Annotated in this window: 18 protein-coding genes; 5 read left to right on the forward strand and 13 right to left on the reverse strand. The window is 40.9% G+C overall.

Annotation, left to right across the window (positions count from 1 at the left end):
- Positions 1-40: 40 nt before the first annotated feature.
- From ACM0OW_RS04650 to ACM0OW_RS04660, 3 genes are read left to right on the forward strand one after another with little or no spacing between them, the layout of a single operon-like run.
- Positions 41-424: a hypothetical protein gene (locus tag ACM0OW_RS04650; protein WP_414548879.1), complete on the forward strand. Its 384-nt coding sequence runs from the start codon at positions 41-43 to the stop codon at positions 422-424.
- Positions 421-1,425 (forward strand): LLM class flavin-dependent oxidoreductase, encoded by a 1,005-nt coding sequence (locus tag ACM0OW_RS04655; protein ID WP_414549179.1) that lies wholly within the window; start codon positions 421-423, stop codon positions 1,423-1,425. The genes ACM0OW_RS04650 and ACM0OW_RS04655 overlap by 4 nt, the downstream gene beginning before the upstream one ends.
- Entirely contained in the window at positions 1,418-1,789 is a 372-nt protein-coding gene (locus tag ACM0OW_RS04660; protein ID WP_414548880.1) for a hypothetical protein, read from the forward strand. Before ACM0OW_RS04655 ends, ACM0OW_RS04660 begins: the two co-directional genes overlap by 8 nt.
- A gap of 105 nt (positions 1,790-1,894) precedes the next feature.
- Here the strand turns inward: ACM0OW_RS04660 and ACM0OW_RS04665 are convergent, their stop codons facing one another.
- The 13 genes from ACM0OW_RS04665 to ACM0OW_RS04725 form a co-directional block, all read right to left on the reverse strand.
- Complete coding sequence (locus tag ACM0OW_RS04665) at positions 1,895-2,566, reverse strand: Coq4 family protein (protein WP_414548881.1); 672 nt, start codon at positions 2,564-2,566, stop codon at positions 1,895-1,897.
- A gap of 338 nt (positions 2,567-2,904) precedes the next feature.
- Positions 2,905-3,756: a hydrogenase nickel incorporation protein HypB gene (gene hypB / locus ACM0OW_RS04670; RefSeq protein ID WP_414548882.1), complete on the reverse strand. Its 852-nt coding sequence runs from the start codon at positions 3,754-3,756 to the stop codon at positions 2,905-2,907.
- A 2-nt stretch (positions 3,757-3,758) separates the two neighbouring features.
- Positions 3,759-4,088: a hydrogenase maturation nickel metallochaperone HypA gene (gene hypA / locus ACM0OW_RS04675; protein ID WP_414548883.1), complete on the reverse strand. Its 330-nt coding sequence runs from the start codon at positions 4,086-4,088 to the stop codon at positions 3,759-3,761.
- A gap of 254 nt (positions 4,089-4,342) precedes the next feature.
- Positions 4,343-5,440, reverse strand: coding sequence for a hydrogenase expression/formation protein HypE (hypE, locus tag ACM0OW_RS04680; RefSeq protein ID WP_414548884.1), 1,098 nt, complete (start codon positions 5,438-5,440; stop codon positions 4,343-4,345).
- 49 nt (positions 5,441-5,489) lie between these two features.
- On the reverse strand, positions 5,490-5,705 hold the full coding sequence (locus ACM0OW_RS04685; protein WP_414548885.1) for a tautomerase family protein: 216 nt from the start codon (positions 5,703-5,705) through the stop codon (positions 5,490-5,492).
- Positions 5,706-5,789: 84 nt separating this feature from the next.
- A complete protein-coding gene (gene hypD / locus ACM0OW_RS04690; RefSeq protein ID WP_414548886.1) occupies positions 5,790-6,929 on the reverse strand; it encodes a hydrogenase formation protein HypD in 1,140 nt (379 codons plus the stop codon).
- A 75-nt stretch (positions 6,930-7,004) separates the two neighbouring features.
- Complete coding sequence (locus ACM0OW_RS04695; protein WP_414548887.1) at positions 7,005-7,265, reverse strand: HypC/HybG/HupF family hydrogenase formation chaperone; 261 nt, start codon at positions 7,263-7,265, stop codon at positions 7,005-7,007.
- 60 nt (positions 7,266-7,325) lie between these two features.
- On the reverse strand, positions 7,326-9,668 hold the full coding sequence (hypF, locus tag ACM0OW_RS04700) for a carbamoyltransferase HypF (RefSeq protein ID WP_414548888.1): 2,343 nt from the start codon (positions 9,666-9,668) through the stop codon (positions 7,326-7,328).
- Between the two features lie 74 nt (positions 9,669-9,742).
- Entirely contained in the window at positions 9,743-10,921 is a 1,179-nt protein-coding gene (locus ACM0OW_RS04705) for a hypothetical protein (RefSeq protein ID WP_414548889.1), read from the reverse strand.
- 77 nt (positions 10,922-10,998) lie between these two features.
- On the reverse strand, positions 10,999-11,832 hold the full coding sequence (locus ACM0OW_RS04710) for a NifU family protein (RefSeq protein ID WP_414548890.1): 834 nt from the start codon (positions 11,830-11,832) through the stop codon (positions 10,999-11,001).
- A gap of 136 nt (positions 11,833-11,968) precedes the next feature.
- Positions 11,969-12,193, reverse strand: coding sequence for a hypothetical protein (locus ACM0OW_RS04715; protein ID WP_414548891.1), 225 nt, complete (start codon positions 12,191-12,193; stop codon positions 11,969-11,971).
- A gap of 8 nt (positions 12,194-12,201) precedes the next feature.
- The gene (locus tag ACM0OW_RS04720; RefSeq protein WP_414548892.1) at positions 12,202-12,468 is read right to left on the reverse strand and encodes a hypothetical protein; all 267 of its coding nucleotides are present in this window, start codon (positions 12,466-12,468) and stop codon (positions 12,202-12,204) included.
- 32 nt (positions 12,469-12,500) lie between these two features.
- On the reverse strand, positions 12,501-13,478 hold the full coding sequence (locus tag ACM0OW_RS04725; protein ID WP_414548893.1) for a hypothetical protein: 978 nt from the start codon (positions 13,476-13,478) through the stop codon (positions 12,501-12,503).
- A gap of 499 nt (positions 13,479-13,977) precedes the next feature.
- On the opposite strand from ACM0OW_RS04725, the gene ACM0OW_RS04730 reads away from it, so the two are divergent.
- Positions 13,978-14,940, forward strand: a complete 963-nt coding sequence (locus tag ACM0OW_RS04730) for a hydrogenase (protein ID WP_414548894.1) — start codon at positions 13,978-13,980, stop codon at positions 14,938-14,940.
- A gap of 203 nt (positions 14,941-15,143) precedes the next feature.
- On the forward strand, positions 15,144-16,739 hold the full coding sequence (locus ACM0OW_RS04735) for a nickel-dependent hydrogenase large subunit (RefSeq protein ID WP_414548895.1): 1,596 nt from the start codon (positions 15,144-15,146) through the stop codon (positions 16,737-16,739).
- Positions 16,740-16,835 lie beyond the last annotated feature (96 nt).

Consider the following 16,835-nt stretch of genomic DNA (forward strand, 5'->3'; position numbering starts at 1 on the left):
CATGCTTAATTGACAATTATATGTTATATTAAATAGCGTGATGAGCGCTACAGAAATATCAGTTGATATGATTGCTGAACATATCCTAGCTAAAGAATTCACAAGAGTCGTCACTCACTATTACCCCACACTTGGAGAATTACTAGACGGGTGTCATGTGAAAGTCATTACCTGTTTTTGGGGACGGCCAGCTAGACGTTTGCAATATATAGGGATTTATTGCTCGGAAAAAATGCTTCCCTATGTACAAGCCCAAAAAGATGTACTCAGAGAACTAGCAGATAATATGGGACTAATTCAAGTAGTCTGTATGAACGGGTCACGATTGCTACGCGATCCCATGTCTAAACTCAAGCATACCAATCCCCGTTTATGGTTGGAGTTGCAATGGGTGACAACTTTAAATTGCGATCGCCTACAATGAAAACTGGAATTTTTTGCAATTACGAAAATCATCATCAGAATAGCCGCCGGACAATCTTTGAACAAGTCGCGCTAGTGCAGCAGGCGGAAAGCTTAGGTTTTGACTCAGCCTGGGTGAGTGAACATCATTTTAATGAATTCAACCTCAGCTCGTCTATGTTGCTGTTAATGGCGCACCTAGCGGGGCTTACGTCAACGATTCAATTAGCGACGGCGGCGGTATTATTGCCATTTCATAACCCGATTCGGGTAGCAGAAGATATTGCTACTTTGGATAATTTGTGTAATGGCAGATTATTATTTGGGGTGGCAAAGGGAGGGCCTTTCCCTCAGCATAATAAGCATTTTGGCACACCAATGGGTGAATCTCGCGCCAAAATGTTAGAAGCGATCGCCTTAATTCAAAAGCTGCTATATGATGACAACGTGTCATTTGATGGGCAGTATTATCAATGCGATCGCTTGACAATTTACCCCAAACCATTGCAGTCTCAAATTCCAGTTTACATCGCCACTGGTGATGATCAAGGCATAGAATTTGCCGCCCAAAATTCCTTCGGCTTAATGGGGGGTCCGCCATTCTCCTTAGAGAGATTGAAAAATACAGTGGCTAAATATCGAGAATTCAATACTAGTGGCTCCGAAAAACTTGTATTGGCGCGCTTCTTTTATGTTGGTAAAACCTACGATGAAGCAGTGAGTGAGGCATTACCATTCATTCGCAAATTCAGCCAAAAAATGCAAGCCAATTCGGCTGAAGTCATGGAGAAAAGCAAGAATCCCAACCAGAAACCATTTGACCGTACAAATATTTGTTTCGATGAAGACTATTTAATTGAGAATTCAATTATTGGTGATGTGAGGACTTGTCGAGACAAAATCAAAAGATTTCAATCCGAGTTAAATATCGGTACATTAGCGCTCAAACCCTCTTCTTTTGTGCTGCAAAAGAACTTAGAAAGTTTAGAGCGCTACAACCAAGAGGTTCGGAATTATGTCTAAACTGCACCAGCTTCCTCCCGATGATTTACCACCAACTGAGGTAACGAAACAGGATGGAATGCTGCATTTGGAGTTAGAACGATCCACTGGCAGATGCTTTTTTCACGCTTGCGATCGCATTACGCAAGTCTTATTATCAAACTGTCAATGGTATCTTACCAAGAATAGCACAACCCTAACGCTCATAATTGACTGCCCTGATATAGTATCTTACTGGCATATAGTCAGTAATATTCCCCAGTTAGGGAATAGGCTAGAGAGGTTTACTCATAACGCCAAAATCCGCGTTTATCCTCCATTTGGTAAAGGCAAGCCATTTGAAATCAGTGTCAATGAAATTTCGGCTTATCGGGATTGGCTTTAATAGCAGACCTCTCGATTGCCTAATATCATATTACTCTTCCCCGCCTCCGGGGAGGGAATTAAAACAGACATAACTCTAGGAAATTTGTAGCTAAATCTTACTTGTTTAAATAGTCTTCATTCCCAAATTAGCCCGAATATCACTAATTTGTACATCCCAATATTTATCCCATTTTTGAGCGATAAACTTAGCTGAAGTTTGAGAACCAAGATTATAACCACGGGAAATTTCGGACATTAAATATTGGGTTTTATCTGGTTCATAAAGACAAATTCTCACCAGGGCAAAACTCACCATTATAGAGCTGATAGGAATAGGTGTTTGAGCAAGCAAGAAAGATTGTACTCCAACTTCACCAATTTCATCAGTACCAAATCCACCCACTATATGATAAAAATCATGGGTAGTTCTCCAAAGCATATTGAGATAAGATATATCATCAACTACAGGAACTGTCTGATAGAAAGAGATTTTAAAGCCCTTGGACTTAATATGATCAGCGTAAAGCTGACCTAAAGTACCCTCTGGAAGCTGGCTTAACTCATCCAAATTAAAAGGAGCTGGTAGCCACCGTTCTTTAAACATGATATTGACTTCTGGAATTTTCTTTAGCTCATTAACGGCTGTCTGTGCCATTTCCGTTTTATCAAGTGCGTCTTGAAACTGGCTCACTTTATCAATGCTTATGTCCGGACTTGTTAGTTTATTAGATGCTAGAAATTGAATAATGTAAGAAATGAGTCCTTTCTCGGCGTTACGAGTAATTATATTGACCATAGTGATGTTTACCTTGTAATATAGGTTTGCTAATTAAGACCTAAAGGGCATGATTTAAAATTCAAAAATTGCCAGTAAAAGAATAGTATGCACTATCTATTTTTTATCAAAATAAATATTTTTTTCATGGATCTTCAGAAGGATTACAGAAATTAGTACCTTGCTGTTTATTTAAAGATTAAATCAAAATATCAAGACTAAAATGATGCACTTTGTGTGTAAATTAGATACTTTGCAAATTAGTAAAAACACGAAAAAACACAGATAAACAAATATATCTGTGTTCGTTGAAATTGACTTTTCGACTGATAATATTTACCCAGATTCAGGTATAGCAATTAAACAGAAATTGGAATCGATAAATTCGACATTCTTGCAGATAACCACCCATACCAACGTTCTAGACCAGCACCAGTAGTCGCAGAAACCTGAAAAATCTTAATTTGGGGATTAACCTGTCGAGCATAATCTATACATTTTTGCACATCAAACTGTACATAAGGCAGCAAATCAACCTTAGTAAGAATCATGATGTCACTAGCACGAAATATGTGGGGATATTTGATCGGCTTATCTTCGCCCTCAGTTACCGAGAGAATGACAACCTTAGCGTGTTCTCCCAAATCAAACAAAGCCGGACAAACCAAATTTCCCACATTTTCAATCATCACCACCGAATCGAGAGGTGGGTTCAATTGTTGTAAACCCCTGTCAATCATAGAGGCTTCTAAATGGCAACCAGTACCCGTATTAATTTGTACAACCTTACAGCCTGTTTCCTGAATTTTTTGGGCATCATTAGCGGTTTCTTGGTCGCCTTCAATTACACTAATAGGTAACTGATGTTTTAAATCATGAATAGTCCGAGTTAACAGAGTTGTTTTCCCCGAACCAGGAGAACTCATTAAATTTAAAGCTAAAATATTGCGTCCTTTAAACCATCCCCGATTTTGGGCTGCTATCAGATTATTTTTCGCTAAAATATCCTGTTCTAAAGATATTGTTGTATTATGTATTTTGGCATGAACTTGAGAAGCTTCATGCTGAGTATCATGATTATGAGAATGAGTGATTATAGTACCATCAGGTAAAGTGTGAGTATGATCATGGTGATTGTGTTCAACCTCACCAGTTTCTAAATTAGTAATTGTGCTTTCAGCATCATCAGAACAACCGCAAGTTACACACATAATTACTCTATTTCGATTTCCTTAATTTTCAATTCTTCACCAGCTATTAAGTCTAATTGCACGCTACCACAGTCACATACACCAAAAAGTTTATTTAAATGTATTTCTGCACCACATTGACGACATCGTGCTAAACCCGGAATTTCCCTAATTTCTAATATCGCCCCGACCAAAACTGTACCTTGAGTACAGATATCAAAACAGAACTCAATAGCATCAGGTAAAATTGCCGAAAGTTGACCAATTTCTAACACCACCCGTTGAACCTTTGCACCTTGGGCGTGTTCACTAACAATAGCCACAATATTTTGCGTAATTCCTAGTTCGTGCATAAAATTAAGTGCTGAGTTTACTAAAAACCTCTCTCCTACAAGGAGAGAGGCTTTGAAACACCCATTCCCTTGTAGGGAAGGGGAGAAAGGGGGTTAGGTTTATAAAATTTTTGGGTAATAAACAATACTTTTCAAACATCCTCTAAATAATCATTCTTTCTTCCTTGGCGACCTTCTCCCAAGGGGAGACGCTACGCGAAGGCGACTTGGCGGTATGCGCTGCGCGCACGCTACGCGAACGTTATTCCAAAAAATCAACAAATCCGGGGTAATTGTTCACCCACCAACATATCTACAATTCTTTCAGTCCCAAAAGCAGTTCTTAACAACACAATACCCGGAGGCGAAGCAATCACCTCACCAATTACACAAGCATCCTTCCCGGCTGGGTGAGACTTCATAGCTGATAAAACAGTTTCAGCATTCTCACTTCCTACCACCACAACTAACTTACCTTCATTAGCCAAATACAAAGGATCTAGACCTAGTATTTCACAAACTCCTTTAACTTCTTCCCGCACAGGGATAGATTCTTCATCAAGACGAATACCTACACCAGAACTCACAGAAAATTCATTTAAAACTGTCGCTAAACCGCCCCGTGTAGCATCGCGCATAGCGTGAACATCAGGACAAACACTCAGGATATTTTCTACTAAACTATGCAACGGTTGACAGTCACTTTCGATATTAGTTTCTAATGCTAATTCCCCACGGGCGATTAAAATTGCTGCACCATGATTTCCCAATTCGCCATTAATAATTACTACGTCTCCCACTTGGATATTATGGGCTGAGATGTTAATTCCTTGAGGAATTACCCCAATACCTGTAGTATTAATAAACAGTTTATCAGCAGCACCACGTTGAACAACTTTTGTGTCACCTGTGACAATTTGCACGCCAGTTTTTTGGGCGGCTAATTTCATACTAGCAACAACACGCCGCAAGGTTTCTACTTCTAATCCTTCTTCTATAATAACGCTACAAGTGAGATATAAAGGTTTAGCACCGCTGACGGCTAAATCATTAATAGTGCCATTAATTGCTAATTCGCCAATATCACTACCGGGAAAAAATAAGGGGTCTACAACGTAAGAATCTGTGGTAAATGCTAGTCTATCTCCCTGTTGGGTGAGACTAGCTAAGTTTAAACTGGCTTGGTCTTCTAATTGGGAGAGAATCGGATTATCAAAGCTATTAACAAAAATATCGTCAATTAAATCGCGCATGGCTTTACCGCCGCTACCGTGGGCGAGGGTAATATGAGTATCTCGTGTTTTATTTTGGCGGGGTTTGCCGATTTTTTGTAATAGAGGATTTTGGGTTTTGTGTTTGGGGGAAATATTCATATTAAAAAACGAACCACAAAGTGCGCGAAGGAAGAGAGGAAGAGGAAGTTTAGATGCCTTTTTCTTTATGTCTACCGCTATGTTTATCTATATGTAGTTGACCGCCAACTGCCCAATTTTCTCGCTCAAATTCATCAATATGTATGGTTATCCATTCGGGTTTAGCACCCAAGGTTTCAATTAGTGTATCGGTTAGTGCTTTGACTAATTGGCGCTTTTTTTCGACTGAGTGACCTTTGGCTATTTGTACTGTGATGAATGGCATATATTTTTTCTCCTAGTTTGTGTAATAAACCCCACCCCCAGCCCCTCCCCGCAAGCGAGGAGGGGAGTTAGAGAATGATTCTGTTTATTTGGATGTGGCTAGTTGTTGGGCTTTTTTACTAATTGCGGAAAGTCTGCCATATTTGTAATAGGCTGCACACGCACCTTCTGAGGAAACCATGCAGCTTCCAATGGGTGTTTCTGGTGTGCAAGTTGTACCAAATACTTTACATTCCCAAGGTTTTAAGACTCCTTTGAGGATTTCTCCACATTTACAAGCTTTGTGGTCGGCTACTTTTAAGTTAGGAATAATAAATTTCTGTTCGGCATCGAATTGGGCATATTCAGCCCGGATCTTTAAGCCAGATTCTGGTATTTCACCTAAGCCTCGCCAATCAAAGTTTTCTCGCACTGCAAATACTTGGTTCATGGCTTGCAATGCTATTAAGTTTCCGGCTGGTTCTACTAATCTGTTATATTGGTTTTCTACTTCACAACGATTTTCTAATAGTTGCTGTAAGATCATCCAAATTGATTGCAGTATATCTAATGGTTCAAAGCCGGAAATTACTATGGGTTTATGATATTTTTGGGAAATAAATTGATATGGTTCTGTTCCAATTACCATGCTGACATGACCAGGCCCAATAAATCCATCTAGCTGTAAATCTGGGTTATCTAGTAGGGCTTGAAGGGCGGGTATAACAAGAACATGGTTGGAAAACATACTAAAGTTGGTAATGTTTTCGGCTGCTGCTTGCAAGATGGTGAGGGCGGTACTGGGGGCGGTGGTTTCAAAGCCGAGGGCGAAGAAGACTATTTCTTTGTCTGGGTTGTCTCTGGCGATTTGCAAGCTATCCAGGGGGGAGTATAGCATGCGGATATCTGCACCTGTGGCTTTGGCTTGGAGGAGGTTGGTGGTGGAACCGGGAACTCGCATGGTGTCGCCAAATGTGGCGAGAATAACGTTATGATTTTGGGATATAGCGATCGCATCGTCTAATCTCCCTTTTGGCATGACGCATACTGGACAACCAGGCCCGTGGATGAGTTCTAAATTGGGGGGAAGGATGTCTTCTATACCGTATTTAAATATGGAGTGGGTATGTCCACCGCATATTTCCATCAGTTTTATGGGTTTTTTTAGTTGGTTGCTTAGTTGGGTTATTTGGTTGCTTAGGGCTGCGGCTTTTTCTGGTTCTCGAAATTCGTTGACGTATTTCATGGGGGATTTTCGCTTTTTGTTGGGGGAGTTTCTAACGAACCGCCAAGTCGCCAAGTACGCCAAGGAGGAGGAGTTTTAGGTGGTTATTTGTGCTTGGGCGGTTGCTAGTTCTTCTAATAGTTTTAATGTTTCTGCTGCTTCTTGTTCGTTGATACGATTCATGGCGAAGCCGACGTGAACTAGTACCCAATCTCCTATACATTTTTCGGGGGGATGTTCTTCGTTGACTATGCAGGCTATGTTTATTTGGCGTTTAACTCCAGCTATGTTAACTATGGCTAGTTTATGGTTAATGTCGCTAATTTCTACTATTTGACCTGGGATTCCTAAGCACATTTTTGTTTTCCTGGAATTTATGAATCGAACCACAGAGGCGCAGAGAACGCAGAGGGAAGATTAAGAGTTAGGGGTTAATTGGGCGGCTGTAATTACTGCTTGTCCTAGTGATATATTGCCGTCGTTAGCAGGGAGTAAACTGTGAGTTAATACGGTTATTCCTAAATTTTGTAAATCTTGGGTAACTTGTGTTAATAAAATGCAGTTTTGAAACACTCCTCCTGTTAAGATGACTTGATTAATTAGGTTTTCTTGAGCAAGATGTTTAACTACATCAGCAATAATTTTAGCTAAACTCTTATGGAATTTTGTGGCTATGTCTGATTGGGAAATCGGTTTTTGCAAGTCTTGAAGCAGGGCTTGCCACATTGGTTTTGAGTCTATATAATAAATGCTATCGAAAAAGTTAAAATGAAAAGGATAATTTAGCGTTTCTTCATAATTATTTAAGTTGCTAGGATTTACTAAGGCTTCCATTGCGATCGCACTTTGTCCTTCATAGCTACATTCTTCTGGATAAATGCCTATAGCCGCAGCTACTGCATCAAACAACCTCCCTACGGATGAGGCTGGGGGCGAGTTAATTCCTTTATCTACAGCTTGTTTAAGTAGCTTTAATGGTTGTTGTTGCAAAAATTTGATAATTTCTAACTCAGGATATTTTTGTTGGCAATCATCCCAAATTTCGGCACTGAGTAAGTGGGCGTAGGTGTTACGCCAAGGCTGATAAATTGCTTTTTCACCGCCAATCATCGCCACTGGCTTAAATGTTGCAAGGCGCTGAAATTGACGATAATCTGCTAACAGAAATTCTCCTCCCCAAAATTTGCCGTCTTCGCCATAACCTAATCCATCTAAAGCAATACCTAAAACTGGAGGAGAATCTAAAGGAATCCCATTTTCTGCCATACAAGCAGCAATATGGGCGTGATGATGTTGGATAGGATGAAGTTTAAATTTATTAACAAATGCGAGTTCTTTACCGAGTTTTGTGGAAAGATATTCTGGGTGCTTATCGATAGCGATCGCTTGTGGTTGATGCTCAAATAAATTTAAATATAAATTGAGTGTATCTTGATAAGCATGAAAAGCCGCAGCATTTTCTAAATCTCCCAAATGTTGAGAAAGAATTGCTTCATTGTCGCGCAATAAACAAAAGGTATTTTTTAACTCACTACCCATCGCTAAAATAGGCGTTACCTTCTCAAATCCCGGTGGTAAAATTATCGGTGCTGGTGCATATCCCCTAGCCCGGCGAATGATTTTTACTTGATTATCAATCACCCGCACAACAGAATCATCTACTCGATTCACAATATCCCGATTATGCAAGAGAAAATAATCCGCAATATGATCTAACTTTTCTCTAGCTTCTTCATTATCAATACATTGCGGTTCATCAGCAATATTCCCACTTGTGAACACAATGGGGCGATTCATCCGCCGCAAAATTAAATGATGTAAAGGCGTATATGGTAACATAAAACCGAGATAATTTAGTCCCGGTGAAACTGAAGGCGCAATTATACAATCAGGATTTTTCTGTAACAATACAATAGGCGCAGCAGAACTTGCTAATAATTCTTTTTCCTGAGTATTAACAGTACAATATTCCTCAATTACTCCTATATCTCGCGCCATTAAAGCCAACGGTTTATGATAACGCCGTTTACGCTGACGCAATTTTTGTACAGCAGCTTCTTGAGTTGCGTCACAAGCCAGATGAATACCACCCAACCCTTTAATAGCGACAATTTCGCCTTTTTGTAACAGAGTACAAACAGCATCAACATCATCCATCATCGAAAACATCGAAGCCGTCACAGGTTTACCATCAGCCCGTTCTAACCAAGCTTTCGGTCCGCAAGTATGACAAGCTACAGGTTGGGCGTGAAAACGACGATTCTCCACATTTTCATACTCCCGTTCACATTCAGCACACATAGCAAACGCAGACATACTGGTATTGCATCTATCGTAAGGAATCCCACGAATAATACTGAAGCGAGGACCGCAATGAGTACAATTAGTAAAAGGATAACGATAAAAATGACTAAAAGGGTCAAAAATTTCCTGTTGACATTGGGGACAAATCGCCGCATCAGGAGTAACTTCTGTATTTTTAGAACTACTCACACTACGAGAAATCACAAAATCAGTAAAATCCCCACCACCTTCATAACTAACTCTCGTCAACTCCTGAATTTTACCCAAAGGAGGACATTCAATATATAGTCTCCTCACAAACTCAGTAATAGCCTCCTCACTTCCAGAAACCCGAATTAAAACACCCTCACCATCATTACAAACATCACCAAACAAACCACAAACCTTAGCCAGACGATAAACAGTAGGACGAAAACCCACACCTTGAACAGTCCCCCGAACCCTCACTTCTTCCATTCTTCTTACTTTGCGCCTATTAAACAGCTAAAATTACCCTCTTCCTTGGCGAACTTGGCGACTTGGCGGTTCGTTTAATAAATCAACCCCCACAACAAAACGCGATTATTCCCCGAATCAGCAACCACCGCAGTCTTACCACAAACCTTCACCCCATAACACCAATTCAAAGTATCTCGCCCAGGTAAACCAAAATCACGATTTTCACCCTTACATTTAAAACTAACTTGTCCCACCAAAGCATCAGCAACCGCCCCAGATAATAATTGAGACTCCGGCTTTCTCCATCCTAACAAACGAGAATTTGCAGTATCAGCAACCAGCAAACAATCATTACCAACCGCTACACCATAAGGCATACTTAAACTACTAGCACTAGGAAAATAAACACCTTGATTCATTTCCACAGAATCAAAACTTTTTTGTCCTAAAACCACCGCACAAGGGGCATTATTTTCTACAGGTATTCCCTCCCAAATCATCACTCGATGATTACCTGCATCAGCCACAACTAAATTGTCTCCCCAAACAGTAATATCATGACACCAACGCATACTCGCCGCAGTCGGAGAACTCCCGCCATTTTCGTCGCGAGATATCATATCTGGTTGTCCCAAAACTAAATCCGCAGGTTGACCATTTTCTGTAGGTAATTGTTGCCAAATTAATAATCGACGATTTCCCGTATCAGCTACAAATAGCTTTCCCTGATGATAGAAAACACCATAAGGCCAGTGCATAGTATTTGCAGCCGCTTGATGAGTTCCTCTATTTGGTTCATTTTGGCTAAAATCAGCTTGTCCTAACACCAAATCTGCGGGAACATGACTATCTTCTGGGACATTTTTCCAAATCAATATCCGATGATTCCAAGCATCAGCTACCGCTAAACCTGTACCACAAGCACAAATGACTGTTGGGACACTAAAAGTATTGCTTCTCGGTGTACCTTTAGCATTTTGTCCTTCATGATAAAAATCCGGTTGTCCAATTACCCAATCAGCCGGTTGACTATCTTTAGTAGGTACATTTCGCCATCCCAATAACCGATGATGTCCTGTATCTGATACCCATAAAGAACCAGTTTCAGATAACAAACAAGCACCACGAGGCCCAAACATATTTATAGGACTAGGTGCTATGGGTATAGCTAATATTTCTGGTTCAATAATATTACCTAAAATCACCTCTGCCCCATGAGATAATAAAGGTAATAAGTCTAACGCAGGATTAAGATTTATGGGTATATCCATTAACCACAAATGAACACTGATAGCTATTTAAACTTATTAGTAGATATCAACGTGTATCGATGGTGGCAGTTTTTCAATTAAATTGAATATTTTGGCAGTTTTACAAAAACTTTCTCTCCTTTAAGCTGTACTGGATAAGACTGCAATAGCACATCAGCAACAGTTAAACATTCCCCAGTTTCTAAGTTATACTGAAATCCATGTGATTTACAAGTGAGAATATTATTATCTAATTTACCCATATCTAAAGGAGTCGCTAAATGTGGACAAGCATTTAGGTAACAAGTAATATTTACACCTTGACGATATAAAATTAGAGAATTTTTGCCAACTTTACCTGTCAATATCCCAGATTCAGGAATTTGATCACTTGTTGTCAGTTTAACCCAAGTAGCGGTATCTTCTGGAGTAAATGGATTGTTTGCAGTAGAAGTATGATTGACTGCTACAACTTTAGTAATTTCAGGACAATGATTTTTTATTGCCTGTTCTACACTCTGAGTTAAAGTTAAGGTTGAAGTGGGACAACTGCTACAATTTCCAATTAATTTTAGTTCTACTGTATCTGGTGGTTTAATGGCGACAAATTCTACATCGCCATCATGGCTTTTTAAGCCTGGGCGAACTTCTTCTAGGGCTGTTTGAATTCTTTCTATTAATGGTGCTTGTGGTGGTTTAATTAGTTCGTGATAAAGCAAAACTGAATATACTATTTCATCGTCTACGGCTTGGCGCAAGGCTGACATTGATTCTTGTTTCAGGCTTTTGATTAAATGCGTTAATGCTGCTTTATGTAAGTCTTCTATTGCTCTTTTTAGTCCTACTGCTACACATCTTTGGCTTTCATCCCATTGGGCTATAATTGCTTCAAAACGATTAATTTCTTGAATTAGTTCTTCCAGTTTTGTCATTATTATTATTTATTGGATGGTAATTAGGAATCAGTTACTGGTTTAGGGATTTACGAACCACAGAGGCGCAGAGGACACGGAGGAATGAGGAAGAGAAAGAGAAAGCTTTTTATTGGAGGTTTATCTGTAAGGATATCTATTTCATTTTGAAATCTTTCAGGAGAAATGGCATTATTGTACTTGTGACTAAACTAGCTACTGTTATTGGTAGCCAAAAGGGTAATTTTGTTTGTGATAATGATAGGATGATCATGGAACCGATACTTGTACCAATCACAATTTGTTTGAAAAAATATTTGGGGTCGCGTAGTAGTTTTCCTTTGAAAAATAATTTCGCTGAAAGCCATCCAATTTCAAACATAATGTCTCCTAATAATTGGTGAATAATTTTAGTACGGCAAAACTTAAGATTATGGCGGGAATTACGCCAGCCGGTCCAAATAATGCGCCTAATGTTGCTGCAAATTGATAACCAATGTCTTTTCCAGCTAACAGCATTGCGCCAATAGCACCACCAATCATCGATAAGGCTGTGGCTATGAATATCCAGGCGAATTCTGTAGCGATGTTCAATTCACCTGCTAGTAAATTTGTGAAAAAATCTCTGATGTCTGGGTTGTTCAAAATGTCTGTCATGGTAGTTGTAAAATGAGGGGAAAAATGCAAATTTAATCCATACCTACTCGCATTTCTACTTCTACATCTTGTATGGCTTGGGCGACGGCTTCTGCTTGTGCTATTTGCTGATTTTGGGTGAATATTCCCCACGCTTCTTGATAGTAAGTATATGCTTTTAGGAGGTTTTTAGGATTGCCAGCTTCTGGTTTTTCTATGTCATCTGGTAAGTTGAATAAGGCGTTTGCTTTGTTAGATATGGTGTTAGCATATTCTAATGGTGTGTCTCTGGAATTACGCACTTTTAAGGCTTCGTCGTAGGCTGCGATCGCACGTAAGTTATTATCTACAGGATGGGAACTGACTAAATATTGCAACGCGTTACCCAAGTTGTTCTGTAACATCGCATATTCCCTGGGATGGTCAATTAAGTTAATATGCTTTAATGCCACTTCAAAGGATTGCACTGCTAAACCTTGACGCAAGTATTCCCGTTCTGATGACATGGGCATGGAGAGGTAGGCGATCGCAATATTATTGTATAAAATCGCGTATTCTTGTGGGTAATCCTCCCACGTAAACACCTGCAAAGCCTCGTGATAAGCTTTGATACTGTCCGTCATGCGTGCCAAATTAAATGGTACTAATGACTGCAACACCAACCCAAAATTCATCTGTGCCTCTGCTAATTCTTCGGGCAAAGCTAATTGTTGTAAAATTGGCAAAGCCTCTTCATAACTGGCTTTCGCTTGCAGCAACAGTTGAGAACCTTCATCAGGGATACTCTGTAACGTGCCTGCCATCCCCACCAAGGCGCGGGCTTTCAATAGGGCGGACTCCTCACCACACATCTGATATGCTCGGTAATATAGCCCCACTGCGTTCCGCAAATCTTGGGCGGTTTTAGGCTGCTTATGAAAGCCTTGTGCCATTTCGATCAGCATCTCGATTTTTTCTGCTGCTGTCGCTGACTCTGATTTGATAGCTGCGATCGCCGCCTTAACTGCTGAATCTGTAATGCTGGGGTTCATAACTGCCTTAATTTTGTCAACGCCCATGAAGTGGGTTTATTAACTAAGCGGATTTACGCAGATTTGGAATCCCATACCCTTGTAGAGACGCAATTCATCGCGTCTATCAATTTTTTTACTATAGAACAATCTATTTCTCAAATTCTATGGGGAAATTGCTAATATTAATGTCAGCTTTAAACACATAAAATATTTTGATTTCGAGTATTAATTATATTTCCCCACAAACCTACACCATTTCTTTATGAGGCTGCGCCTAATTTCCTTTCCTTATCTTTCCTTTCTCGGTGTCCTCTGCGTCTCTGTGGTTCATTTATCTTTAAATTGAGAGCATCTTTATACAGAATTGGTATTACATAATAATTAATTTTTATTTAATGAACAATAATTATTTTAAAACCTAGATTATACTGGTTAATAAATATTGATAACTAGGTGATACTCTACAAGTCTGATCACCTACCTCTACCATGATCAACAATAGATAAATGTGTAGCTAATGACTAATGTACTATGGCTGCAAGGTGGTGCTTGTTCAGGGAACACCATGTCATTTCTCAACGCCGAAGAACCGACAGTTTGCGATCTGATTGCTGACTTTGGTATCAAGTTACTTTGGCATCCCTCCTTGGGATTGGAAATGGGTAACGATTTGCAAACCCTGCTGCGGGATTGCGTTTCAGGCAAAATACCCCTAGATATCTTAGTGTTTGAAGGCAGCGTTGTGAATGCCCCCAACGGCACTGGGGAATGGAATCGGTTTGCCGATCGCCCCATGAAAGATTGGTTAACAGACTTATCCCAAGCGGCTAAATTCATTGTCGCCGTGGGAGACTGTGCAACCTGGGGAGGAATCCCAGCCATGTCACCCAACCCCAGCGAGTCACAAGGTTTACAATTTCTCAAGCGTGAAAAAGGCGGCTTTTTAGGCAAAGACTTTGTTTCCAAAGCCGGCTTACCTGTAATCAACATTCCCGGATGTCCCGCCCATCCCGATTGGATTACGCAGATATTAGTAGCGATCGCCACTGGACGCATAGCAGATATCGCCCTCGATGAATTGCATCGTCCTCAAACCTTCTTCAACACATATACCCAAACAGGCTGTACCCGTAACGTCCACTTCGCCTACAAAGCATCAACCGGCGAATTTGGTCAACGTAAAGGTTGCCTATTTTATGATTTAGGTTGTCGTGGTCCCATGACACATTCATCCTGCAACCGTATTTTGTGGAACCGTGTTTCCTCCAAAACCCGCGTGGGGATGCCTTGTTTAGGTTGTACAGAACCAGAATTTCCCTTCTTTGACCTCCAGCCAGGAACCGTATTTAAAACCCAAACAGTCATGGGGGTTCCCAAGGAATTACCGCCAGGTGTCAAACAGAAAGATTACGCCGTATTGACAATGGTCGCTAAAGATGCAGCACCAGCTTGGGCAGAAGAAGACTTTTTCACAGTTTAGAAGTCAGGAAAAAACTAACCACAGAGGCACAGAGGACACAGAGTTATGAGAATTTGAGCGCTTTTTTGCGTCAGTCTGATTATGCCGTTCTGTACAGGTAGGGTGTGTTATCGCGTAGCGTAACGCACCAATTCTGATTTTAGGTGCATTAGAAAAAATGTCTGTAACGCACCCTACTAATTAATTAAAAGAGAGGAGAGAGAATGACAATTCAAACACTGGATATTTCGCCTGTTGGTAGAGTCGAGGGCGATTTAGATGTGCGCGTCGATATCGATAATGGGCGAGTAGTTAACGCCTGGACACACGCCGAACTGTTTCGCGGATTTGAAATTATTCTCCGAGGTAAAGACCCCCAAGCCGGATTAATTGTCACACCCCGGATTTGTGGTATCTGCGGTGGTTCCCATCTCACGAGTGCATCTTGGGCATTAGATACACTTTGGGGTACAGAAGTTCCTCGCAATGCGATTTTGGCGAGAAATTTGGGTCAAATTGCGGAAACAATGCAAAGTATTCCTCGCTATTTTTATGGACTGTTTGCCATTGACTTAACTAATAAAAAATACCGTCGTAGTCGCTATTATGATGAAGCTTGTCGTAGGTTTGCCGCTTACACTGGCAAGTCTTACGAAATCGGTGTAACAATTTCTGCCAAACCTGTAGAAATCTACGCCCTTTTAGGGGGACAATGGCCTCACAGCAGTTATATGGTTCCTGGTGGTGTGATGTGCGCCCCGACTTTGACAGACATTACCCGCGCTTGGGCAATTCTGGAATATTTCCGCACTAATTGGTTGGAACCCGTGTGGCTGGGTTGTTCATTGGAACGTTACGAACAAATCCACACTTATGATGATTTTATGGACTGGTTGGATGAAGACCGCAATCATCGTGAGTCAGATTTGGGTTTTTATTGGCGCATGGGTTTAGATATCGGTTTGGATAGATATGGGGCTGGTGTGGGTAAATATGTGACTTGGGGATATTTAGCCCATGAGGACAAATACCAAAAGCCGACTATGGAAGGGCGCAATGCGGCGATGATTATGAAGGGTGGTGTGTATGACAGTTTCAGTGATACTCACTCTTTGATGGATCAGTCTTTTCTGCGGGAGAATACTACACATTCCTGGTACGATGAAGGTACAGCAGATATTCATCCAAGCGATCGCACTACTAAACCCACAGCAAATAATACCAAAGACTTTGATAATGCCTATTCTTGGTCGAGTGCTGTCCTGCACAAAGACTTCGGACGTTTAGAAGCAGGCCCCTTAGCGAGGCAATTAGTAGCTGGTGGTCATCACGGTGAATCTTGGCAACACCAAGACGGGTTTATTTTGGATGCTTTTAAAAGTATGGGCGGTGCTAACGTTCATGTGCGTCAGCTAGCACGAGTTCATGAACTTGTCAAGTTATATCGCCAAGCTGAACACTGTTTACGCGAGTTTAAGTTAAATGACCCTTGGTATATTAAACCTACAGAAAGAGATGGTAAGGGTTGGGGTGCAACGGAAGCGGCGCGCGGTGCTTTGTCTCACTGGGTTGAGGTAGAGGGCGGTAAGATTAAAAATTACCAAGTGGTTGCCCCTGGGACTTGGAATATTGGCCCCCGTGATGGTGAGGGTAAACGCGGTCCCATTGAGGAGGCTTTGATAGGAACACCAATTTACGATTCTAGCGACCCTGTGGAAGTTGGTCACGTGGCGCGAGCTTTTGATTCTTGTTTGGTTTGTACTGTTCACGCCCATGATGCAAAGACTGGTGAGGAGTTGGCGCGTTTTCGGACTGCGTAGAGAAGGGGGGAGTTTAAACGCAAAGGTGCGCGGAGGTTAGCGCAAAGGTTCGCAGAGAGTTTTTGAGGAGTTAAGGAGGTGCTAATGGCTAGTTGT

The organism is Anabaena sp. CCY 0017, assembly GCF_963920885.1.
Taxonomy (GTDB): domain Bacteria; phylum Cyanobacteriota; class Cyanobacteriia; order Cyanobacteriales; family Nostocaceae; genus Nodularia.